Origin of the sequence: Thauera butanivorans (genome assembly GCF_048398245.1) — a bacterium.
Lineage (GTDB): Bacteria > Pseudomonadota > Gammaproteobacteria > Burkholderiales > Rhodocyclaceae > Thauera > Thauera butanivorans.
Map to the genome: position 1 here is coordinate 992,639 of NZ_CP183038.1, position 21,403 is coordinate 1,014,041.

The window sequence follows — 21,403 nt, forward strand, 5'->3', positions numbered from 1 at the left end:
GAGCAGGTGCTCCGCCTCCTTCATATCTTTTTCTGCAACTCGCCCATGACCATGTCTGGCCAATGGCACTTACCACTCCACGCAGATCTTGCCGAAATGCTGCCCGCTCTGCTGGTGGGCGAAAGCCGCGGCGAGATCCGTGTATGAGAACACCTGGTCGATGATCGGCCGGGCTTCCATCAGTTCGAGCGCGCGGACGAAGTCCTGCTGGTCCCGCCGGCTGCCGACGATCAGGCCTTCGATCCGGGCGTGCCTGGTGAGTGCCAGCAGGATCGGCAGATTGGCGTCGATGCCGGACAGCAGGCCGATCATGGCGATGTGGCCGCCGACCTTGAGCGCGGTGAGGGATTGCGCCAGCGTCGCCGGGCCACCGACTTCGATGACGTGATCGACGCCGAAGCCGCCGGTGAGCTCGAGCGCCTTCCTGCCCCATTCCGGTTCGCGCCGGTAGTTGATCGTCAGGTCGGCGCCGAGCGCGGCCACTTTCGACAGCTTCTCGTCGGATGACGAGGTGGCGATCACGCGCGCACCCATCGCCTTGGCGAGCTGCAGCGCGGCGATGGAGACGCCGCCGGTGCCCTGGACCAGAACGGTTTCGCCGGCCTTCAGCCGGCCGTTGACGACCAGCGCCCGCCACGCGGTGAGGCCGGACGTGGTGATGGTCGCGGCCTCGCGATGCGTCCAGCCGCGCGGTGCATGGGTGAAGGCGCTGGCGGGGCGCACGACATGTTCGCAGGCCATGCCCTGGATGCCGTCGCCAGGGGTGTGCAGGAAGCCGCCCACCTGCGGCGTCGCCGGCCCGGCAGGCCAGACCGGGAAGAAAGTGGAAACGACATGGTCGCCGGGCCTGAACTCCGTCACACCCTCGCCGACTTCTGCCACGGTACCGGCGCCGTCCGACAGCAGGATGCGGCCATCCTCGGTGGGGACGGCGGCGCAAGCGACGAGCAGGTCGTGGTAGTTCAGTGAGCTGGCCTTGATCGCGACGCGGATTTCGCCCTTGCCAGGGCGTCCCGGGTCTGCGACCTCGGCTTCGGCGATGTTGACCAGGCCGCCCGGGGCTTTGAGCGTGATTGCCTTCATGTCTTCCTCACAGGCTTGGAGTGGAAGGCAAGCTTAGCCCGGATCATGGCCGTGCGCCGCCCGTGTTTCACTCCCAGGCCAGTGCGCCGCCGGTCTGGTATTCGGTGACGCGGGTCTCGAAGAAGTTCTTTTCCTTGCGCAGGTTGGCCTGCTCGTCCAGCCAGGGCAGCACGTTCTCGGCGCCGGGGAAGGGCTCGGGCAGGCCGAGCTGGCGGGCGCGGCGGTTGGCGATGTAGCGGAACTGGCCCATGTGCTGGGCGGCGGAGTAACCCAGCATCGGCTCGCGCAGCAGGTAGCCGGAATAGGCGGCTTCGGCCGCTTCCGCTTCCTGCCACAGCAGCGAGACCGCCTGCGGGTCGAGTTCCAGCTCTTCCTCGGCGATCAGCGTGCGCACGGCGCGGATGCCGAAGGCGCAGTGCAGCACTTCGTCGCGCATGATGTACTGCAACTGCTCGGCCGTGCCCTTCATCAGCCCGCGCCGCTGCAGCGCGAAAATCGGCGAGAAGCCGTTGTAGAACCAGCAGCCTTCGAAGATCGCGGCGAAGAACAGGTAGGAGAGGGCGAATTCGTGCAGCTTGTCGCGGTCGCCGAGATCGAAGTCGGCGCGCATCACCCGCTCCAGGCGGCGGTTGGCGAGCGCGATCTTGCCGTGGATCTCGGGCACGACGCGGTAGCGGTTGTAGATTTCCTGCTGGTCGAGGCCGAGGCTCTCGATGCAGTGCTGGTAGGTCCAGGTGTGCAGCGCCTCTTCGTAGACCTGGCGGGCCTGGTAGATCTGCAGCTCGGGCGCGGTCATCTTCTCCATCACCGCCAGGCCGATGTTGCGCATCGCCAGGATGTCCGAAGTCGTCAGGTAGGACAGCACGTTCTCGAACACGTGGCGCTCTGCCGGCGTCAGGCGGTGGTGGTAGTCATGGACGTCCTGCGCCATCGAGATTTCCAGCGGCGTCCAGTGGTTCTTGTTGGCGTTGAGGAAGAACTCCCAGGCCCACGGATACTTGAAGGGCGCGAGCTGGTTGATGTCGCCCTGGCCGTTGACGATGCGCTTGTCGGAGACGCGCACCGGCGCCAGCGCGCCAGGCCGCGCCTCGGGCGCGAGCATCGCAGGGGTGCGCGTGGCGTTCGTGCCCAGGCCGGGGCGCGGCGCAGGGGCGGCAGCCGTCGCCGGGGTAGGCGCTGCTGCTGCCATCGTTGTCGCAGTAGCCGATGCGGGGGCCGAGCCTGTCGGCGTGGGCACGGACGACGGTGTGCGCGGGGCGGGCGTGTCCCAGTCGTTGAAGTTGAATGCGCTCATTATTGGCAGGCCTCGCAGTCGGGATCGAGGATGGAGCAGGCCTTGGGTGCGGCGCTGCCGTAGGCGGCTGGGGCAGCATCGGGCTGGGTAGCGCCGGTGCCGGTGCTGGCGCCAGTCTTTTCCATTGCGGTCGCGCCCAGGGTACGCAGGTAGTAGGTGGTCTTGAGGCCGCGCAGCCAGGCCAGGCGGTAGAGTTCGTCGAGCTTGCGGCCCGACGCGCCGGCGACGTAGAGGTTCAGCGACTGTGCCTGGTCGATCCACTTCTGGCGGCGCGAGGCGGCTTCGACCAGCCACTGCGGCTCGATCTCGAAGGCGGTGGCGTAGCGTGCCTTGATGTCGGCCGGGATGCGCTCGATCGGCGCCAGCGAGCCGTCGAAATACTTCAGGTCGGAAGCCATCACCGGGTCCCACAGGCCGAGCACCTTCAGCTCGCGCACCAGGTGGGCATTGACCACGGTGAATTCGCCCGACAGGTTGGATTTGACGTACAGGTTCTGGTAGTCCGGCTCGATCGAGGCCGACACGCCGACGATGTTGGAGATGGTGGCGGTCGGCGCGATGGCGACGCAGTTGGAGTTGCGCATGCCGTGGCGGGCGATGCGTTCACGCAGCGGCCCCCAGTCGAGAGCGGACGAGCGGTCCACTTCGAGCAGCGCGCCGCCTTCGCTGGCGCGGCCGCGCGCTTCGGCGAGCAGGGCCAGGCTGTCCTGCGGCAGGATGCCGCGATCCCACAGGCTGCCGCGGAAGCTGGAATAGCGGCCGCGTTCCTCGGCCAGTTCGGTCGAGGCCCAGTAGGCGGCATGGCAGACCTGCTCCATCGAGCGGTCGGCGAATTCGACTGCGGCGTCGGAGGCGTAGGCCAGTCCCATCACGTGCAGCGCGTCGGCGAAACCCATGATGCCCATGCCCACCGGGCGGTGGCGCAGGTTGGCGGCGCGGGCCTTGGGCGTGGCGTAGTAGTTGAGGTCGACGACGTTGTCGAGCAGGCGCATCGCGGTGCGCACCGTGCGCTGCAGCTTGCCGCTGTCGAGCTGCCAGGTGTGGCCACCCTCACCGTCGGCGCTGCGCACCAGGTGGGCCGGCAGGTTGACCGAGCCGAGGTTGCACACTGCGGTCTCGTCGTCCGAGGTGTTCAGCGTGATCTCGGTGCACAGGTTGGAGCTGTGCACCACGCCGACGTGCTGCTGCGGCGAGCGCAGGTTGCAGGCGTCCTTGAAGGTGATCCACGGATGGCCGGTCTCGAACAGCATCGTCAGCATCTTGCGCCACAGCTGCACCGCCGGCAGCTTCTTGCTCAGGCGGATCTCGCCCGACGCCGTGCGCGCTTCGGCGGCGAGGTAGGCGGCCTCGAATTCCTGGCCGTACAGGTCGTGCAGCTCGGGCACGTCGGAGGGCGAGAACAGCGTCCATTCGGCGTTGCCCAGCACGCGCTTCATGAACAGGTCCGGAATCCAGTTGGCGGTGTTCATGTCATGGGTGCGGCGGCGCTCGTCGCCGGTGTTCTTGCGCAGTTCGAGGAATTCCTCGATGTCGAGGTGCCAGGTTTCCAGGTAGGCACACACCGCGCCCTTGCGCTTGCCGCCCTGGTTGACCGCCACTGCGGTGTCGTTGACCACCTTCAGGAAGGGGATCACGCCCTGGCTCTGGCCGTTGGTGCCCTTGATGCGGCTGCCCAGCGCGCGCACCGGCGTCCAGTCGTTGCCCAGGCCGCCGGCGAACTTCTGCAGCATGGCGTTTTCCTTGATCGACTGGTAGATGCCCTCCAGGCTGTCGGCGACCGTCGTCAGGTAGCACGACGACAGCTGCGAATGGCGGGTGCCGCTGTTGAACAGCGTCGGCGTGCTGCTCATGAAGTCGAAGGAGGACAGCAGCAGGTAGAACTCGATCGCGCGCGCCTCGCGGTCGATCTCGTTCAGCGCCAGGCCCATCGCCACGCGCATGAAGAAGGTCTGCGGCAGTTCGATGCGGCGGCCTTCCACGTGCAGGAAGTAGCGGTCGTACAGCGTCTGCAGGCCGAGGTAGTCGAATTGCAGGTCGCGCTCGGGTTTCAGTGCCGCCGCCAGCCGGCTCAGGTCGAAGTCGGCCAGCCGCGGGTCGAGCAGCTCGGCATCGATGCCGAGCTGGATTGCTTGCGTGAAATGACTGACGTATCCGCCTGAAGGGGCGGCCATGTCGGCCTGCGAGGCTTCGTGGCCCAGTACCTCGACGCGCACCGCGGACAGCAGCAGGCGCGCGGCGACGTGGCTGTAGCCGGGCTCGCGTTCGATCAGCGTGCGTGCCGCCAGCACCAGCGACTGGCGCACGGCGGCGACCGGCACGCCGTCGTAGAGGTTGTGCAGCGCATGTTCGAGCACGGTGTCGGCGGACACGTCGGCCAGCCCTTCGCAGGCTTCGCGGCAGGTCGCGAGCAGCGCGGCGCGGTCGAGCGGCCGGCGCTGCCCGCCATCGACGACGTGCAGCACCGGCGCGTCGCCTGCGGCGTCCATGCCGGCGGCCTTCTGCGCGGCGCGTTCGGCGGCGCGGCGTTCGCGGTAGAGCACGTAGGCGCGGGCGACGTCGTGCTCGCCCGAACGCATCAGCGCCAGTTCGACCTGGTCCTGGATGTCCTCGATGTGCAGCATGCCGCCGTCGGGCAGGCGGCGGGTCAGCGCGCCGACGACGGTTTCGGTCAGGCGGCCGACGAGATCGCGCACGCGCGACGAATCCGCGCCCTGGCGGCCCTCGACGGCGAGGAAAGCCTTGCTCATGGCGACGGCGATCTTGCCCGGGTCGAAGGCCACCACGGCGCCGTTGCGGCGGATGACTTCGAAAGCGGTCAGTTGCGGGTCGATGCGATGGAGGGAGTCGGGGAGTCGGTCCACGGGATGTCCTGTCTGGAAGTGAGTGTGTGGAGGTGTTCAGGCGGCGGCGCGGCTGCGGGAGAGGCTGGCAGGAGCCGGGCTCGGCAGTTGCAGCGCCAGCGGTGCGGCGGGGTTCCCGCCGCTGCGGCGGAAGCCGTGGAGGCCGGCCATGTGCAGCACGGCGGGGCTGATGCTGTAGCACAGGACGCGTGCTGCGCCGCCGCGCTGCGCCATGGCAATGACGTGGCTGAACAAGGCATGGCCCAGGCCCTGGCCGCGGTATGGGCGCGTCACGCTGAGGCCGAAGTCGACGTCGCCATCGTGCATCGCGATATGTGCGAGGGCCACGATGTCGCCGCGGGCGTCGTTCAGGCCGTGGACGTGGTCCCGGACGTAGTCGAGGCGGGCGACGTAGCTGGCCAGTCCTTCGTCGCGGATGCCGTGGCCGAAGCGCAGCATGCGGTCGTCGGTGTCGAGCATCAGCAGGTGGGCGAGGATGCGGGGCGCGTCATCGGGGCCGAAGCGCGTCATCGGGCTCAGCGCAGGAGCGGGGCGAGCGAGGTCTGACATGGCGGAGATCCGGTACGGGCAGGGCGGATCTCCGGCGGCTGGACGCGGCGCATCGCCCGCATGGACACGCCATGCGGTGCTGCCCGGCCGTCAGGAAAGCGAACAAGTGAAATGGTCTGAGCCATGCCTCTTGTCAGGGACACCCCGCCCCAAACTGTTGAAGGTGATGTGCATGGCAGGTCTCCTGACTCACGGGTCGTCGCCTTGCGCCAGCCTTCCCGGAACGTGCTGCTGTTCCAGTGGCGTGAGGGGGCGCAGGACTCGCCGATTACAGTTGCGGGGGCAGTTCCGGGTTTCGCGCGCGGGCGCGGCACCGGATTCCCTTTTCATGCCTGCCGGTGTCGGCAGGCAACCATGAACAGGGGCGCAGATTAGCCCTGGCCCCCCGGGCTGTCAAACTTCCGATCCAGCCCCAGCAGCGGCAGGAGCGTTCCTGCCAGCAGGAGCCCGGAACCGAACAGCAGTGACTGGCGCAATGTCTGTTCATCGGCAATCCAGCCCGCCGCCACCGGGCCAATCGCCTGGCCGACTGAAAACACCACCGTGAAGAGCGTCATGCCCTTGGCGAGCTGCGGCGCGGGGAGTTTCTGGCGTACCAGCACTGCGATGGCCGACGGCGCGATGAACATGCCCAGGCCAAACACCAGGGCGGAAGCCAGCAAGCCGGCCGCATGGGCATTCAGCAGCGGAATCACGGTACCGGCCCAGGTGGCGGTGCAACTGGCCGACAGCGTCAGCGCCGGCGGCCAGTGTTCCAGCGCGCGGCGCCATGCGAAAGGCGACAAGGACACGCCGATGCCCAGCACGAGCCACACCAGCGTGCTCAACTGCCATGAGCCATGCTGGGTGTGCAGCCAGGCCAGGATGAAGGTCATGTAAACGATGTAGCCGGCAGCGAAGGCGAAGTAGCCCAGCAGCGCCATCCGCATGCCCCGCAGCGACAGGGCGCCGCGCGCGGGGGCGTTCGAAACGCGCTGGACCTTCAGCGCCTCTTTCAGCGGCCAGACGGACAGGAGCAGCGCCAGTGCGCCCAGCCACAGCCATGCGGCAGGCCAGCCCTGCGAGCCGGACCATGCCAGCAAGGGATTCACCACCAGGCCCGACAGGCCGATGCCCAGACCGGCGCCGGCAAAGAACACGCCCATGGCGGTTCCCCGGCGGCCATCGGTTTCCGGATATCGCGCTGCTATCAGCGCGGTGCCGCAGGAGAAGACCCAGGCTGCGCCGATGCCTGCCGCCGCGCGAGCCGCGGTCAGGGACGCCAGCGAGCCATGCAGCCCGGTAAGCGGCAATGCCGCCAGCGTGAGCCATAGCCCCCAGGAAAACAGACGCGCCGGGGAGGCGTGCCGCAGCAAAAAGTAGCCGCTTGCCGCACCAAGGATGTAGCCGAGGGCATTGGCGGTGTTCAGCCAGCCTGCCTGGGCGTAGGTCCAGGCCAGGTCCTCCCGCATGGCGGGCAGCAGCAGGGCATAGGAGAAGCGGGCCAGCCCGTTGCCCACGGCGATCGCCAGGCCCAGGCCGAACGCCGGCCATAGCGATGCTGCATTCGGCATTGCCGTTGTGGTGCATTTGGGCGAGTGTCGCATGTCACATTCCCGTCCTGTCGTGATCGAGGGCCGCCCTGCAGCGGGCGTGGCGCTGCCCAATCTAGAAGGTTTCGAGCGGATGTCCAATTGTCTAAAATGACAATGAAAAATCCATTTTGGACAAACCATGCCGGACTTTGTCATTGCCGTGCCCGAGGGGGCGCTCGCTGCCAGCGTCGGCGCGACCCTGGATGTGTTGAGCATTGCGGGCCGCAGTGCCGCGGCACGAGGCCGCAAGCCCATGGAATGGCGGGTGGTGTCCACCCGCCGGCAGATTCCGCTGTCGGGCGGCATGACGCTCGCTGCCGAACGCCTGGACCGGGTGGCCATCCAGCCGCATGCCGTCGTGGTGATTCCTGGAATCGGCCTGGACCACCCGAAGCTGGATTCGGGGGGCAATATCCGCGACCGCTATCGCGAAGACAGGCTGCGCCAGCGCATGAACATGCCGGACATGGCTGCGTTTGCCGCCATGGCGGCCGAGCACGGTGCCCATGGCGGCAAGGTCGCGGCGTCGTGCTCTGGCGTTTTCGTGCTGGGAATGGCCGGTCTGCTCGATGGACGGACCGCAACCACGCACTGGCAGCTCGGGGATTTCCTCCAGCGTTGTTTTCCCCTGGCCCGGCTGGATGTGAATCGCATGCTGGTGGATGAGCGCGGCGTCATCAGCGCCGGCGCGGCCATGGCGCAAATGGATCTGATGCTGTACTTGATCCGCCACCGGGCCGGCAGGGATGTCGCCGATCTGGCCATGAAGTATCTGCTGGTCGACAGCCGCACGACGCAGGCCCGCTACCGGGTATGGGATCAACTGCAGACGGACGAAGAGGGCGTCGCAGCCCGTTTCGAGGCCCTCATCGAGGCCAGCCTGCCCATGCCTCCCAGCATTGCCGAGGCAGCCAGCCAGTTGCACATGACGGCCAAGACCCTGTCCCGGCACATTGCCCGGGCAACGGGTTCCACGCCGATGAACCTCGTCCACACCATCCGCATGCGGCATGCGCAACGCCTGCTCGCGCTGGGAGAGCTGTCGCTGGACGAGGTGGCACAACGGCTGGGCTATGCCAACGCCACCTCGCTGCGGAAGCTCACGATGAAAATGGCCCGGTTGCCGCCGGCCATGTTCAGGCATCCCGTTTCCGGCGGCAGCCAGTAGAGCATCTGCCTGATCGTCGCCCGCTCGCGGAGCGGGCATGCGGTTTCAGGGTGCCAGCCGCTGCCGCTGCCAGCTGCCGTCGTCCTGCAGCCGATAGGCGATGCGGTCGTGCAGGCGGGATGCGCGGCCCTGCCAGAATTCCCAGTAGTCGGGCACCAGGCGGTAGCCGCCCCAGTGCGGCGGGCGGGGCGGATTGAGGCCGAACTTGAGCCCGTAGTCGGCCGCGCGCGCGACGATCGTGCCGCGTCCGTCGATGATCTCGCTCTGCGGCGAGGCCCAGGCGCCGATGCGGCTGGAGAGCGGGCGACTGGCAAAATAGCGGTCGGCTTCTTCCGCCGACACTTTCTCCACCCGGCCTTCGATGCGCACCACGCGCTCCATCTCCACCCAGTGGAACTGCAGCGCGGCAAAGGGGTGGGCTTCCAGCTCGCGGCCCTTGCGGCTGTGGTAATTGGTGTACCAGACGATGCCGCGCGCGTCGCAATCCTTGATCAGCACGATCCGGGTCGATGGGCGGCCGCTCTCGCCCACGGTGGCGACCGTCATCGCGTTGGGCTCGGGAACGCCGCGCGCGAGGGCTTCCGACAGCCAGCCCTCGAATTGCCGCAAGGGCTCGCTGGCCGATTCGTGCTCGTCCAGCGCACCCTGCTCGTAGCTCTTGCGCAGGTCCGACAGGGGGATGTGATTGCTCATGCCCGATCTCCGAGCTCGTGAATGAAGCCGGGCCGGCCGGAGAAGGCCGCCGGAAGGGCGGGATTATACGCCGGGGCCGGCGTATCACGGCCTGGATGCCGGATAATCGCCCCTTCTTCAGACAGCACAGGCGCCACCCGGCCCCGCGGCCGCCTGGCATCCGCCGACATGACTCTTGCCATCGTCTCTCCGCCCGCAGCTCCCGGCCGCGCGCGCCGTCCGTGGCTGCGCTTTGCGTTGCCGCTGCTCGCGCTATCCGTGCTGATCGGCGCCATCGGCGCCGTCGGTTATCGTTATCTGGGCGACGAGATCCGGCGCGAGACGCACCGTACGCTGGCCGTCATCGCCGAACAGAAGCGCCAGCACATCGAAGATTGGCTGCACAAGGCGCAGGTCGATGCCGAGCTGCATTTCTCCGGGCATTCGCAACTCGAAACCCTGTTCGGCCGCTGGCTGGATGGCGGGCGCCAGGATGGCGGGGCGCTGGCACGCATGCAGGAACTGCTACGGGAGGCCGCCGCTGCGCGCGGCTGGGCAGGCGTGGCGCTGGTCGATGCTGATGGAGAGCAGGCTTTTGCGGTCGGTGATGCCGATGGCAGGGCGCACATCGCAGCCATCCGCGATGTGCTGCGTACGCCGCGCGTGGTGCTGGTCGACTTGTACCTGAATGCGCAGGGCGAGGCGCGCTACGGCGTGCTGGCGCCGGTCGGCCGCTCCGGTGCCGCGCCGCGCGGCGTCGCTTACCTGACCTGGCGTGCCGACGAGACCTTGTTCCCGATGGTCGAAGCCTGGCCGGTGCCCACCCGGTCGGCCGAGACCTATCTGGTGCGCCGGGACGGTGCCGGTGTGCGCTTCCTGACGCCGCTGCGCCACCAGCAGGATGCCGCGCTGGTGCTGACGCTGCCGCTGGGAGATACCCGCGTGCCGGCGGTGTGGGCTGCGCAGGGGGAGTCGGGCATTCTCGCCGGCGGGCGCGACTATCGTGGGGTGCCGGTACTGGCCTATGCCGCCGCGGTCGGCGGTACGCCCTGGCTGATGCTGGCCGAGATCGACGAGCGCGAAGCCTATGCCGGCATCCGCACCATGAGCTGGGCCACCGCGCTGGTGATGGCGCTGGGCCTGCTGCTGGTGTATTCGGCGGGGTATCTGCTGTGGCGGCGCGACCTGCAGCGGCAGGAGCTGGCCGCACTGCATGCGCAGCGCGCCGCGGAGGCGCGCTTCCGGGTGGTGTTCGAGCAGGCGCCGCTGGGCGTGGTGCTGCTCGATTCGCGGAGCGGCCGCATCACCGAGGCGAACCAGCGCTTTGCCGACATCGTCGGCCGCTGTCCGGCAGCGCTGGCGGGCCTGAGCCCGCTCGCCCTTACCCATCCAGACGACATCGAAAAGAGCAAGACCCAGCTCGCCCGCCTGACCGCTGGCGAGATCGCCGGCTACAGCCTGATCAAGCGCTACCTGCGCCCCGACGGCTCTGTGGTGTGGGTGAGCCTGAGCTTCGCGCCGGTCAGGGTCGAGACCGAGCAGGCGCCGCGCCATCTCGGCATGGTCGAGGACATCACCGCGCGCAAGGAGATGGAAGAGCGGCTGCGCATCAGCGAAGCCCGCCACCGCCAACTGGCGGACGAAGCCGCGGCGGCCAATGCGGCCAAGAGCGAATTCCTCGCTCACATGAGCCACGAGATCCGCACGCCGATGAACGCCGTGCTCGGCCTCGCCCAGGTGCTGGCGCGCGACGCGCTGTCGGACAATCAGCGCGACATGGTGGGGCGGATTCGCAGCGCCGGCCAGTCGCTGCTCACCATCCTCAACGACGTGCTCGACCTGTCGAAGATCGAGGCCGGCCAGTTGCGCATCGAGCCCTGCGCCTTCGATCTCGCGGCGCTGCTGGCGAACCTGGACAGCCTGATGGGGCTGGAGGCACACCGCAAGGGTCTGGTGCTGCGGGTGCAGATGCCATCGCCGCCACTCGGGCCGCTGAGGGGTGACGGCCTGCGGCTGGAGCAGGTGCTGTTCAACCTGGTCGGCAATGCGATCAAGTTCACCGAACGCGGTGAAGTCGCCTTGAAGGTGAGCGTGCCCGAGGCGGATGCGGAACGGCTGCGCCTGCGTTTCGAAGTGCGCGACACCGGCATCGGTATCGCGCCCGAGGCGATCGGGCGGCTGTTCGCCCCCTTCAGCCAGGCTGATGCGGACATCGGGCGCCGCTTCGGCGGCACCGGCCTGGGATTGTCGATCTGCAAGCGTCTGGTCGAGCTGATGGGTGGCACGATCGGTGTCGACAGCCAGCCCGGTATCGGCAGCACCTTCTGGTTCGAGCTGCCGCTGCAGCGGGCGGCCGAAGGCGAATCACCGGCGTTCGGCGAGACACGGCCGGCAGCGCCCGCCGGGCCGCGCTTGCAGGGCGCGCACGTGCTGGTGGTGGACGACAGTGCGATGAACCGCGACCTGGTCGAGCGTGCGCTGGCGCTGGAAGGCGCCACGGCCACGCTGGCCGCCGATGGCCAGCAGGCGCTGCAATTGCTGAAGACCCGGCCCGAGGGTTTCGACGCGGTGCTGATGGACGTGCAGATGCCGGTGATGGACGGCCTCAGCGCCATGCGTGCGATCCGGCTGGAACCGGGTCTTGCCGGACTGCCGCTGATCGCCTTCACCGCCGGTGTCAATGACGCCCAGCAGGCGGCGGCGCGCGATGCCGGCGCCGACGACGTGCTGGCCAAGCCGATGGATCTGGACGAGATGGCGGTATTGCTGGCGCGCTGGATCGGTCCGGAGGTGGCCCGGACGAGCGCGGCCCGATCGTCATCCGGCATGCAACTGCCGCCGGTGTACGCGGTGGAAACGGCGGCGACGGAAGACGGTGCTGGCACCGGCGCGAACGCGGACGCGGATGCGGACGCCTTCCCCGTCATTCCCGGTATCGATCACGGGCGTGCCGCGCAGCGCCTGGGGCGGGACAGGGCGATGTTCATCGGCCTGCTCGAATTCTTCATCGAGGACAATGCCGATGCCGCAGAGCAGGCGCGCCGCGAACTGGCCGCGGGCGAGCGTGAGGCCGCCGCCCGGCGCATGCACACGTTGCGAAGCAATGCCGGTTTCATCTGCGCGATGGAACTGATGGAGGAAGCGGGCGCGCTGGAGAAGGCGATCGAGCAGGGCGAGCCCGGCGTCGATGCGCGGCTGGCGGCGCTGGGCGAGCGCATCGCGGCGCTGATCGAGGCCAGTGCGCCCTGGCGCTGAATCCGCTGGCCGCCGGAAACGCGGCCAGCACACAGCTGTGCGGCGACTCGCGGATAATGGCGGCGCCCAACCCACCTTCTTCCCGCAGGAGCCGACCATGGAAAAGATCGTCTTTCTCGACCGCGACACGCTGGCGCCACAGATCCGCGTGCGCCGCCCCGGCTTCGCCCACGACTACGTGGAATACGCGCGCACCACGCCCGCCGAGCTGGCCGAGCGCCTGGACGGGGCGACGATCGCGATCACCAACAAGGTGCCGCTGCCTGGCGAGGTGCTCGAACGCTTGCCCTCGCTGCGCATGGTCGCGGTGGCGGCGACCGGCACCGACCAGGTCGACAAGGCCGCCTGCCAGCGCCTCGGCGTGGCCGTGGCCAACATCCGCGGCTATTCGGTGAATACCGTGCCGGAGCACACTTTTGCCCTGATCCTGGCGCTGCGGCGCAACCTCGTCCCGTACCGCGACGACGTGCTGGCGGGCGAATGGCAGAAGTCCGGCCAGTTCTGCTTCTTCAACCACCCGATCCGCGATCTGCACGGCGCGCGGTTGGGCATCATCGGCGAGGGCGACCTCGGCCAGCGCGTCGCCGGCATCGCGCGTGCCTTCGGCATGCAGCCGCTGTTCGCTGCCCGCAAGGGCAAGACGGGCTGGGGCAGGCTGTACACGCCGTGGGACGAAGTGCTGGCGAGCAGCGACATCATCACGCTGCACTGCCCGCTGACGCCGGCCACGCGCGGCATGATCGGGCTGGCGGAATTCCGCGCGATGCAGCGCAAGCCGCTGCTGATCAACACCGCGCGCGGCGGCCTGGTGGACGAGGACGCGCTGGTGCAGGCGCTGGACGAAGGCCTGATCAGCGGCGCGGGCTTCGACGTCGCCGATGGCGAACCGCCGGCGGCGGACAGCCCGCTGATGCGCATCGCCGGCCGCCCCAACGTGATCCTGACGCCGCACGTGGCCTGGGCATCGGACGAGGCGCAGCAGACGCTGGCGGACCAGTTGATCGACAACATCGAGAATTTCGTCGCCGGCAGGCCGAGCAACCTGATGCAGGCGGCATAGCGGCGGAACGCCGCTGTTTTGAGGCTGGAAATCCGGCCATCGGCGCGAGGCTGCCGATGCCCGCGCAAGGGCTGCACGCGCTGCAAGGGCGCGGACCCCCGCGCACGATGATCCCGGTACGCTGAACCGGCCCCCGGGTCTGCCCGGCAGATTCGGGGCCCGCGCTGCCGCCGGGATATGCCACTTTCCGTCTGTTTGCATGCATGCATTGCAAGAATGCATTCTTTCGCATGCCGGTCGCTTTGTGCGGGCCGAATTGGTGCGCAATTCGCGCATCCTCTTTTTTATTCTTTTTTGTCCATATAAAACAATTGGTTGATTTCTGTTTTCATGCGCTCCGATGGTGCGCCGTGAGGCGGTTTCACGCCAAATCCGTGCATGTGCTGTCAAGCGACACGCAGATTTGACCCCCTGACGACATCTGGAATTGACCCCCTGGGTTAATCAACTCTCCGACGTGATCGGGGTGGGGGCAGCGGCCTTCTGCAGAAGGCCGCTGCGGCGCTTGTCGCGCAGCCGGTAGCTGTCGCCCCGGATCGTGATCACCTGGCTGTGATGCAACAGCCGGTCGAGGATGGCGGTGGCGGCCACGGCATCGCCAAACACCTGTCCCCACTCGCCGACTGGCCGGTTGCTGGTGATCAGCATGCTGGCGCGCTCGTAGCGTCGCGACACGAGCTGGAAGAACAGGTGCGCGGCGGCCGGCTCGAGCGGCAGGTAGCCCAGTTCGTCGATGATCAGCAGCTTGGGCTTGGAGAGCTGCAGCAGCTTCTCCTCGAGTCGCCCGTCGGAGTGCGCCTTCGTGAGCCCTGCCATCAGCGCTGCTGCCGAGGTGAAGAGCACCGTGTAGCCGCGATCGACCGCTTCACGCCCGAGTGCGACCGCCAGGTGCGTCTTGCCCACGCCGGGCGGGCCGAGCAGCAGCAGGGCCTGGCCGTGGCCGATCCAGCGGCCGGTGGCCAGATCCCGGATCTGCCCCGGATCAATCGAGGGTTGAGCGTCGAAGTCGAAGCCGTCGAGCGTGCGCACGCACGGGAAGCGGGCGAGCTTCATGCCCATCTGGATACGCCGGGTGTCGCGTCGGGCGACCTCGCGTTCGGCCAGGAACAGTAGCGCCTCGCGCAGCGTCATCTGCGCCCGGCTGGCTTCATCGAGCAGGCTGTCGAGCTGGTCGCGGATCGCCGTGAGCCGCAGCCGGGTGAGCAGTTCGTCGAGTCGGTCGGTGTCGAGCATCACCAGCCCCCTCCGACGAGTGCTTCGTATTCGGCCAGCGGACGCAGCAGCGCATCGGTGCGTGGCGGCACCGCGATCTCGGCTGGCGGCGGAGAGCCGCCCAAGAGATGGCTGCGCTCGATGCTGCGCCCGCGACTACCGGAGAGTTCCGCGTGGCGTGCGACTTCCTCGCCGGCGTACTCAACCACCACGGTATCGGCGCTAACGACGACCGTGACGGTCTCGCCAATCAAGCGCCACGGCACACTGTAGGCGTTGGTGTCCAGTTCGATGCAGCCCTCGGCATTGACCCGGCGCACGAGCTCGCGCACCTGCAGGAAGGGGGTGACGCCGGCGATGGGGCGCAGGTGATCGCGCTCCAGCTCGAAGCGCTCGCGTGGGGCAACGCCCGTCGTGCCGTGGATACGCACGTCGGCCACCTCACGTTGCCAGCGCGCCAGGTGCGCTTCCATCGCCGCCCAACTCTCGAAGGCGTGGCCGGCGATGGCGTTCTTCTTCACGTAGCCCACGCCGTTCTCGGTCTTGCCCTTGGTGCGGGCGCGAAACGGCGCGCACGCCCGGGCAGCGATGTCCCAGTGCCGGCAGAACGCCTCGAAGCGGCTGTTGAACCGAACCTGGCGCGTGTGCGCGTCGTGCTTGTCGACCAGCGCCTTGGCGTTGTCGACGAGGAGCGTCTGCGGTCGTCCGCCGAAGTGGGCGAACGCGGCTTCGATGCCAGCGAACCAGGCGCTTTGGCGCTCGTGCCGGAACGCGCAGGCGAACCCCCTGCGCGAATGGCCCAGCGTCGCCACAAAGAGGAACACCCGCACCGACTCGCCGCCGATCAGCACGCGCGTCTGGCCGAAGTCGATCTGCATCTGCTCGCCGGGCGCGGTCTCGAAGCGGATCGTCGCACGGCGGCTCGCTTCGAGTTCCTGGCGGAACCCTCGGCACGCGCGCTCGACCGTGCGCAGGCTCGTGTCGATCCCGAGCTCTTTGCTCAACTGCTGGCGCACCACGTCGCAGTTGCCCCGGTGCTGCAGAAAGCGCTCCCGCAGCCATGTTTCATGACCGCCGAGCACACTGGCACGTTGCGGCTGCTGGTAGGGCACCGGCCCGCCCGCATTCAGATACCGCTTCGCTGTGTTGCGCGCGATGCCCAGCGTCCTGGCAATCCGCTTCGCACCCCACCCCGACTGCCCCAACCGAACGATCGTCGTGACCGCTTCCGGCTCCAACATCTCCTGCACTCCGCAAACCACACGGCGCACAGGATTCACCTTGATGTGCTTCGTTTCCAACGATGGCCTCCTTGCGAACGAGGGGGTCAGTTCCTCGTGTCGCTAGGGGGTCAATTTACGGTGTCGCCTGACATGTGCCGGAAACGTGCCGTTGAATGCATTTCTGCATAGCAAGGTTGTCAATTTATATCTTCTCGAACTTTGGTCGCATTGTTAGTCTGCGATTGGGAGATGTCTGTTTGATAGAGATATTTATTGAGTTTATTTACCTGGGGGTTTCATGGAAACGAAAGGCGGTGCTTGCGATGCGCTTATGTCGGACCCGAGATTCCGGGCTCTTGTCAGAAGGAAGAGAGGTGTCAGCCTTGTTCTCTTTGGAATATCGATGGCCCTGTTTTTCTCCATTCCACTGATATCAAGCTATTTCCCTGAATTTTTCAATGTACGTATTTTCGGAGAGGTCAACGCAGGGCTGGCCTATCTGATTCTCCAGTACGTCGCGGGCGGATTCATCGCCTGGAAATACGCGGTGCTGTTCGGCAGGGTGGATCAGGAAACGGCGGCGCTGGTTGCTGAATTCACCCGCAAGCGTTGATTTGCCATTCGATGGCCCCGAATCTGGAGATGGAAATGAAAGATATCATCGGCAAAAAACCGAAAATCCTGTTGCCGGCGGCGCTGCCGGCATTCATGTCGCTGAGTGGCAGCGCCCATGCCCAGGCGGCGACGCTGGTGTCCGAAAAGAACCAGCTGATGACCGTCGTGGTCTTTCTGGCGCTGTTCGTCCTGACCCTCGTCATTACCTTCATGGCCGGCCGCAAGAACAAGACGGTCGGCGATTTCTATACCGCCGGCGGGGGGATCGCGCCGCGAACCAATGGAATCGCGATTGCGGGGGATTATCTTTCCGCGGCGGCCTTCCTGGGGGTTTCCGGCCTGATCGCGCTTTACGGGCTGGACGGCATCACGTACGTGGTGGGCTTCTTCGTCTCCTTCATTCCCGTTCTGCTGCTGGTCGCGGAGCCGTGCAGGAACCTCGGCAGATATACGCTCGGCGACGTGCTGGCGTACCGGAACAGCTTTCGCGTGACGAAGACCGTCGTTGCGGTATCCAGCATCCTGGTGGCGCTGTTCTACATGGTTCCCCAGATCGTCGGCGGCGCGGTGATCATTCGTGCGCTAGTGGGAATTCCGTATGAGATCTCCGTCATCGCGGTCGGCAGTTCGATGCTGGTGTATGTGATGTTCGGCGGGATGCGGGCAACGACCGCGGTGCAGGTGCTCAAGGCCTGCCTGCTGATTTCGTTCTGCTTCGTGCTGGTCGTGCTTTCCTGGGTGCCGTACGGCTTCGACATCGGCGGTTTCTTCGGCGCGGTGGTTGGCAACGCCGGAATCCAGACCCACGTGCTCGAAACCCTGCTGGGCGGCAAGTCGGGCCTGTCGGTCGCCGAGGCCGGGCAGCGTTTCATGGATCCGGGGCTTTACCTGAAGAACCCGGTGGAGCAGGCCTCGCTGGGGCTCGCCCTGGTGCTGGGAACCGCCGCCATGCCCCACATCCTGATGCGCTTCTTCACCGTGGCCGATGCGCGGGGCGCCCGCACGTCGGCGCTGTATGCAATGGCCGCGATCGGCTTCTGCCACATCCTGATCATCGTGATCGGTTTCTCGGCGGCCCTGAATGTCGGCCCGAAGGAAATCATCGCCATGGACAAGGGCGGAAACCTCGCCGCGCCCATGCTCGCCCAGTTCCTCGGCGGCGGCCCGGACAGCATCCTGGGCAATTTCATGCTGGCGTTGGTTGCATCGGTGTCTTTCGCGACGATCGTGGCGGTCGTTGCCGGGCTGACGCTGGCGGCCGCTTCGGCATTGGCGCATGACGTCTATGTCGGCGCGATCAAGAACGGCGACGCGACCGAGCGGCAGCAGGCGGGCGCTGCCCGGATCGCGACGATTGCGATGGCGGTGATCTCGATCGGAGCAGGCATCGCCGCCAAGGGCCAGAACGTCGCCCATCTCGTCGGGCTGGGTTATGCGGTGGCGGCTTCCGCCAATCTGCCGGCCCTGGTCCTGACCCTGTACTGGAAGCGCTGCAGCACGGCCGGCGTGGTTGCGGGCGTGGTCGGCGGCACCTTGCTCAGCATCGGCCTGGTGCTGGTGTCGCCGAACATGACTTATCCGATGCAGGTCAAGAAGGCGGCCATCGCTGCGGTGGCGGATATCGAGCCGAAGATTCTGAAGATGGAGCAGGAGCAGCCTGGCACCGGCACGCCGCAACTCGGCAAGTTGAAAGCCGACCTGGCAGTGGCAAAGACGGCCGTCTCGTCGATTCCGGATGGCGCGACCAGCATGGTCGGCCTGAGCGAACCGTTGATTTCCCTGCGCAACCCCGGGTTGATCTCGATTCCGGTCGGGTTTGCGCTGGTCATCGTGTTCTCCCTGCTGATGCCCAGCACCTATTCGTCGTCGCGCTGGGCCGAACTGGCCGTCCGCCGCGAAACGGGATATGGCGCGGCGAAAGCCGTCGCCCATTGATGAAGCAATCGAAACCACCCAAGGAGCAACACATGAATCTGCCCATCGTGAAAGTCGCCGCTGCCCATGTCGCACCGGTTTACATGGACAAGGCCGCCAGCGTCAAGAAAGCCGTTTCGATCATCGGCGAGGCGGCACGCCACGGCGCGGAACTGGTCGTGTTTCCGGAATCCTTCATTCCCGGCTTCCCGGTCTGGGCCGCATTGTGGGCGCCGATCTACAACCATGAATGGTTCAAGCGGATGACCGCGAACAGCATCCTGGTCGATGGCCCGGAAATGGCCGAAATCGCCAGCGCCGCCCGCCAGCACGGGGTATTCGTCTCGCTCGGCTTCAGCGAATCCACGCGGGTGAGCGTGGGCTGCATCTGGAATTCGAACGTGCTGATCGGTGACGATGGAAGCATCCTCAATCACCACCGCAAGCTCGTGCCGACGTTCTATGAAAAGATGGTCTGGGCGGCGGGGGACGGCCACGGGCTGCGCGTTTCCGATACGCGGATCGGCAAGATCGGCGCGCTGATCTGCGGGGAGAACACCAATCCGCTGGCGCGCTATGCGCTGGCGGCCCAGGGGGAGCAGATCCACATTTCGGCCTGGCCGGCGATCTGGCCGACCCGGAAGCCGGGCAACCAGAACTTCGACAACCTCTCGGCCAACCGCATCCGGGCCGGCGGCGCGTCGTTCGAGGCCAAGGCATTCGGTGTGCTGAACGCCGGCTTCATGGACGACACGATGCTGAACATGCTGCTGGACGGGGCGGACAGCGAAGCCGTCGAAGTGCTGCAAAGAACGCCTCGCGCCGCCACCCAGTTCCTGGATCCGACCGGGGCGGCCATCGGCGACATGCTGCAGAACGAAGAGGGCATTGCCTACGCGACCTTCGATCTCAACGCCTGCGTCGAGCCGAAGCAGTTCCACGACATCGTCGGCTACTACAACCGCTTCGACGTGTTCGACCTGGAGATCGACCGCCGCAGGCTGATGCCGACGCGCTTCAAGGACGACCACGACGCCGAGCCGGGCCTGCGCCGGAGCGTCCAGCGGCAGGAGGAGTGCCGGCAGGAGGAGTGCGGGAGCGCCGGCGCGCAATAGGACGCGGCGCTGAACGCAGCGTGAAGCCAGTCAGGCTTCCGGCCCCGGGAACGTGCCTTGGATGGACGTTTCCCGGCCGGCCGGCGCCTGGTGCCAGGAGCGGCTGCGGCGCAGCCACTCTACATCCGGATGGGATATTCCCGACAACGCCATGAATTCATCGGAAGCCAGATCGTGGGACAGCCTGCGTGAGAATCGCTCCCGGCGCCTGGAACGGGCAGCCAGCGCCGGGATCGGCAGGGAGGTTCCCTGCGATCGGATCATCGAACTGCTCGAAGCGGTGATGCAGCCGGGGGACCGGGTCTGCATCGAGGGCAACAACCAGAAACAGGCGGATTTCCTCGCCGAATCGCTGGCCGCGTGCGATCCGGCGAGGCTGCACGATCTCTCCCTGGTCCAGTCGGTCCTGGCCTTGCCGAGCCATCTGGATCTTTTCGAGCGCGGCTTGGCAAGCCGGCTCGACTTTTCCTTCAGCGGGCCGCAGGGCGCCCGGCTGGCGAGGCTGGTCAATGAGAAACGCATCAGGATCGGTGCGATCCATACCTACCTCGAGCTGTACGGACGCTATTTCCTCGACCTGACCCCGAACGTGGCGCTGATTGCGGCGCAGGCGGTGGATGCCCGCGGAAATCTGTACCTCGGGCCGAATGCCGAGGAAACGCCGACGATCGTCGAGGCGACGGCTTTCAAGGCCGGGGTGGTGATCGCGCAGGTCAATGAGCGCAGGGAAACGCTGCCCCGGGTCGACGTGCCGGCGGACTGGGTCGACTTCACGGTGCGCGCGCCGCGGCCCAATTTCATCGAGCCGCTGTTTACCCGCGATCCGGCCCAGATCACCGAGGTGCAGGTGCTGATGGCGATGATGGCGATCAAGGGGATTTACGCCGAATACGGCGTGACGCGGCTGAACCACGGCATCGGCTTCGACACCGCGGCGATCGAGTTGCTGTTGCCGACCTATGCGGCCGAACTCGGCCTGAAGGGCAGGATCTGCACGCACTGGGCGCTGAACCCTCACCCCACGCTGATTCCGGCCATCGAGTCGGGCTTCGTCCACTCCATCCACAGCTTCGGCTCGGAAGTGGGCATGGAAGCTTATGTCGCCGCCCGCCCCGACGTGTTCTTCACCGGTCCGGACGGCAGCATGCGGTCGAACCGGGCTTTCTGCCAGACGGCGGGGCTGTACGCCTGCGACATGTTCATCGGCTCGACCCTGCAGATGGATCTCGCGGGCAATAGCTCGACCGCGACGCTGGGGCGCATCACCGGCTTCGGCGGCGCGCCGAACATGGGTTCGGACCCGCACGGGCGGCGGCACGCAAGCCCGGCCTGGCTCAAGGCCGGGCGCGAGGCGGGCGGCGCGAATGCGACCCGGGGGCGCAAGCTGGTCGTGCAGATGGTCGAGACGTTCCGCGAGCACATGGCGCCGGTGTTCGTCGAAGAGCTGGATGCCTGGAAGCTGCAGAAGGCGATGGGGGCGGAACTGCCGCCGATCATGATCCACGGCGACGACGTCAGCCATGTCGTCACCGAAGAGGGCATCGCGAATTTGCTGCTCTGCCGCACGCCGGAGGAACGCGAGCAGGCGATCCGGGGCGTGGCCGGATATACCCCGGCCGGGATGGCGCGCGACAAGGCGGCCGTGGAAAACCTGCGGGACAGAGGCGTGATCAGGCGGGTGGAAGACCTCGGCATCGACCCGCGCGATGCCACGCGCGACCTGCTCGCGGCGCGCTCGGTCAAGGACCTGGTCAGGTGGTCCGGCGGACTGTATTCCCCTCCCTCACGTTTCAGGAACTGGTGATTGC

Annotated in this window: 15 protein-coding genes and 1 riboswitch; of the genes, 7 read left to right on the plus strand and 8 right to left on the minus strand. The window is 67.0% G+C overall.

The features are described 5' to 3' along the window. Positions 1 to 69: 69 nt before the first annotated feature. The 5 genes from ACNQFN_RS04755 to ACNQFN_RS04775 all read right to left on the minus strand — a co-directional run bounded on the left by ACNQFN_RS04755 (position 70) and on the right by ACNQFN_RS04775 (position 7,517). On the minus strand, positions 70 to 1,083 hold the full coding sequence (locus tag ACNQFN_RS04755) for a zinc-dependent alcohol dehydrogenase family protein (protein WP_418648145.1): 1,014 nt from the start codon (positions 1,081 to 1,083) through the stop codon (positions 70 to 72). A 67-nt stretch (positions 1,084 to 1,150) separates the two neighbouring features. After that, a complete protein-coding gene (locus ACNQFN_RS04760; protein WP_245650967.1) occupies positions 1,151 to 2,272 on the minus strand; it encodes a ribonucleotide-diphosphate reductase subunit beta in 1,122 nt (373 codons plus the stop codon). A gap of 104 nt (positions 2,273 to 2,376) precedes the next feature. Beyond that, positions 2,377 to 5,238: a ribonucleoside-diphosphate reductase subunit alpha gene (locus tag ACNQFN_RS04765; RefSeq protein WP_418648146.1), complete on the minus strand. Its 2,862-nt coding sequence runs from the start codon at positions 5,236 to 5,238 to the stop codon at positions 2,377 to 2,379. Between the two features lie 36 nt (positions 5,239 to 5,274). Continuing rightward, a complete protein-coding gene (locus tag ACNQFN_RS04770; RefSeq protein WP_418648147.1) occupies positions 5,275 to 5,787 on the minus strand; it encodes a GNAT family N-acetyltransferase in 513 nt (170 codons plus the stop codon). Between the two features lie 156 nt (positions 5,788 to 5,943). Continuing rightward, positions 5,944 to 6,159, minus strand: a riboswitch (cobalamin riboswitch). Then, positions 6,159 to 7,517 (minus strand): YbfB/YjiJ family MFS transporter, encoded by a 1,359-nt coding sequence (locus tag ACNQFN_RS04775; RefSeq protein ID WP_418648148.1) that lies wholly within the window; start codon positions 7,515 to 7,517, stop codon positions 6,159 to 6,161. (Overlaps the previous riboswitch by 1 nt.) Here ACNQFN_RS04775 and ACNQFN_RS04780 point away from each other — a divergent pair. Further along, positions 7,501 to 8,529 (plus strand): GlxA family transcriptional regulator, encoded by a 1,029-nt coding sequence (locus ACNQFN_RS04780; RefSeq protein ID WP_418648149.1) that lies wholly within the window; start codon positions 7,501 to 7,503, stop codon positions 8,527 to 8,529. The genes ACNQFN_RS04775 and ACNQFN_RS04780 overlap by 17 nt on opposite strands. A 45-nt stretch (positions 8,530 to 8,574) precedes the next feature. On the opposite strand, the gene pdxH is transcribed toward ACNQFN_RS04780, so the two are convergent. After that, positions 8,575 to 9,222: a pyridoxamine 5'-phosphate oxidase gene (pdxH, locus tag ACNQFN_RS04785; RefSeq protein WP_418648150.1), complete on the minus strand. Its 648-nt coding sequence runs from the start codon at positions 9,220 to 9,222 to the stop codon at positions 8,575 to 8,577. A gap of 168 nt (positions 9,223 to 9,390) precedes the next feature. On the opposite strand from pdxH, the gene ACNQFN_RS04790 reads away from it, so the two are divergent. Both ACNQFN_RS04790 and ACNQFN_RS04795 read left to right on the plus strand, forming a co-directional pair. Next, entirely contained in the window at positions 9,391 to 12,456 is a 3,066-nt protein-coding gene (locus tag ACNQFN_RS04790) for an ATP-binding protein (protein ID WP_418648151.1), read from the plus strand. A 97-nt stretch (positions 12,457 to 12,553) separates the two neighbouring features. Beyond that, on the plus strand, positions 12,554 to 13,516 hold the full coding sequence (locus tag ACNQFN_RS04795; protein WP_418648152.1) for a D-2-hydroxyacid dehydrogenase: 963 nt from the start codon (positions 12,554 to 12,556) through the stop codon (positions 13,514 to 13,516). A gap of 444 nt (positions 13,517 to 13,960) precedes the next feature. Here the strand turns inward: ACNQFN_RS04795 and istB are convergent, their stop codons facing one another. Together istB and istA are read right to left on the minus strand one after the other, a co-directional pair. Beyond that, positions 13,961 to 14,749: an IS21-like element helper ATPase IstB gene (gene istB, locus ACNQFN_RS04800; RefSeq protein ID WP_418648887.1), complete on the minus strand. Its 789-nt coding sequence runs from the start codon at positions 14,747 to 14,749 to the stop codon at positions 13,961 to 13,963. Continuing rightward, complete coding sequence (gene istA, locus ACNQFN_RS04805) at positions 14,749 to 15,969, minus strand: IS21 family transposase (protein ID WP_418648888.1); 1,221 nt, start codon at positions 15,967 to 15,969, stop codon at positions 14,749 to 14,751. The genes istB and istA overlap by 1 nt, the downstream gene beginning before the upstream one ends. Before the next feature lie 313 nt (positions 15,970 to 16,282). Between istA and ACNQFN_RS04810 the strand changes: the two genes are divergently transcribed. The 4 genes from ACNQFN_RS04810 (at position 16,283) to mdcA (ending at position 21,399) form a co-directional block, all read left to right on the plus strand. Next, complete coding sequence (locus ACNQFN_RS04810; RefSeq protein WP_418648889.1) at positions 16,283 to 16,564, plus strand: DUF485 domain-containing protein; 282 nt, start codon at positions 16,283 to 16,285, stop codon at positions 16,562 to 16,564. A gap of 35 nt (positions 16,565 to 16,599) precedes the next feature. After that, positions 16,600 to 18,501 carry a cation acetate symporter gene (locus tag ACNQFN_RS04815; RefSeq protein ID WP_418648153.1) on the plus strand — a complete coding sequence of 634 codons (1,902 nt, stop codon included), beginning with the start codon at positions 16,600 to 16,602 and terminating at the stop codon, positions 18,499 to 18,501. 32 nt (positions 18,502 to 18,533) lie between these two features. Next, on the plus strand, positions 18,534 to 19,595 hold the full coding sequence (locus ACNQFN_RS04820; RefSeq protein WP_418648154.1) for a carbon-nitrogen hydrolase family protein: 1,062 nt from the start codon (positions 18,534 to 18,536) through the stop codon (positions 19,593 to 19,595). A 61-nt stretch (positions 19,596 to 19,656) separates the two neighbouring features. Further along, positions 19,657 to 21,399, plus strand: a complete 1,743-nt coding sequence (gene mdcA, locus ACNQFN_RS04825; protein WP_418648155.1) for a malonate decarboxylase subunit alpha — start codon at positions 19,657 to 19,659, stop codon at positions 21,397 to 21,399. Positions 21,400 to 21,403: the final 4 nt, after the last annotated feature.

Coding starts and splice junctions, on each gene's coding strand:
- ACNQFN_RS04755 (WP_418648145.1), bottom strand. CDS start 1,083: ATGAAGGCAATCACGCTCAAAGCCCCGGGCGGCCTGGTCAACATCGCC.
- ACNQFN_RS04760 (WP_245650967.1), bottom strand. CDS start 2,272: ATGGCAGCAGCAGCGCCTACCCCGGCGACGGCTGCCGCCCCTGCGCCG.
- ACNQFN_RS04770 (WP_418648147.1), bottom strand. CDS start 5,787: ATGTCAGACCTCGCTCGCCCCGCTCCTGCGCTGAGCCCGATGACGCGC.
- ACNQFN_RS04780 (WP_418648149.1), top strand. CDS start 7,501: ATGCCGGACTTTGTCATTGCCGTGCCCGAGGGGGCGCTCGCTGCCAGC.
- ACNQFN_RS04775 (WP_418648148.1), bottom strand. CDS start 7,517: ATGACAAAGTCCGGCATGGTTTGTCCAAAATGGATTTTTCATTGTCAT.
- pdxH (WP_418648150.1), bottom strand. CDS start 9,222: ATGAGCAATCACATCCCCCTGTCGGACCTGCGCAAGAGCTACGAGCAG.
- ACNQFN_RS04790 (WP_418648151.1), top strand. CDS start 9,391: ATGACTCTTGCCATCGTCTCTCCGCCCGCAGCTCCCGGCCGCGCGCGC.
- ACNQFN_RS04795 (WP_418648152.1), top strand. CDS start 12,554: ATGGAAAAGATCGTCTTTCTCGACCGCGACACGCTGGCGCCACAGATC.
- istB (WP_418648887.1), bottom strand. CDS start 14,749: ATGCTCGACACCGACCGACTCGACGAACTGCTCACCCGGCTGCGGCTC.
- istA (WP_418648888.1), bottom strand. CDS start 15,969: ATGTTGGAGCCGGAAGCGGTCACGACGATCGTTCGGTTGGGGCAGTCG.
- ACNQFN_RS04810 (WP_418648889.1), top strand. CDS start 16,283: ATGTCGGACCCGAGATTCCGGGCTCTTGTCAGAAGGAAGAGAGGTGTC.
- ACNQFN_RS04815 (WP_418648153.1), top strand. CDS start 16,600: ATGAAAGATATCATCGGCAAAAAACCGAAAATCCTGTTGCCGGCGGCG.
- ACNQFN_RS04820 (WP_418648154.1), top strand. CDS start 18,534: ATGAATCTGCCCATCGTGAAAGTCGCCGCTGCCCATGTCGCACCGGTT.
- mdcA (WP_418648155.1), top strand. CDS start 19,657: ATGGACGTTTCCCGGCCGGCCGGCGCCTGGTGCCAGGAGCGGCTGCGG.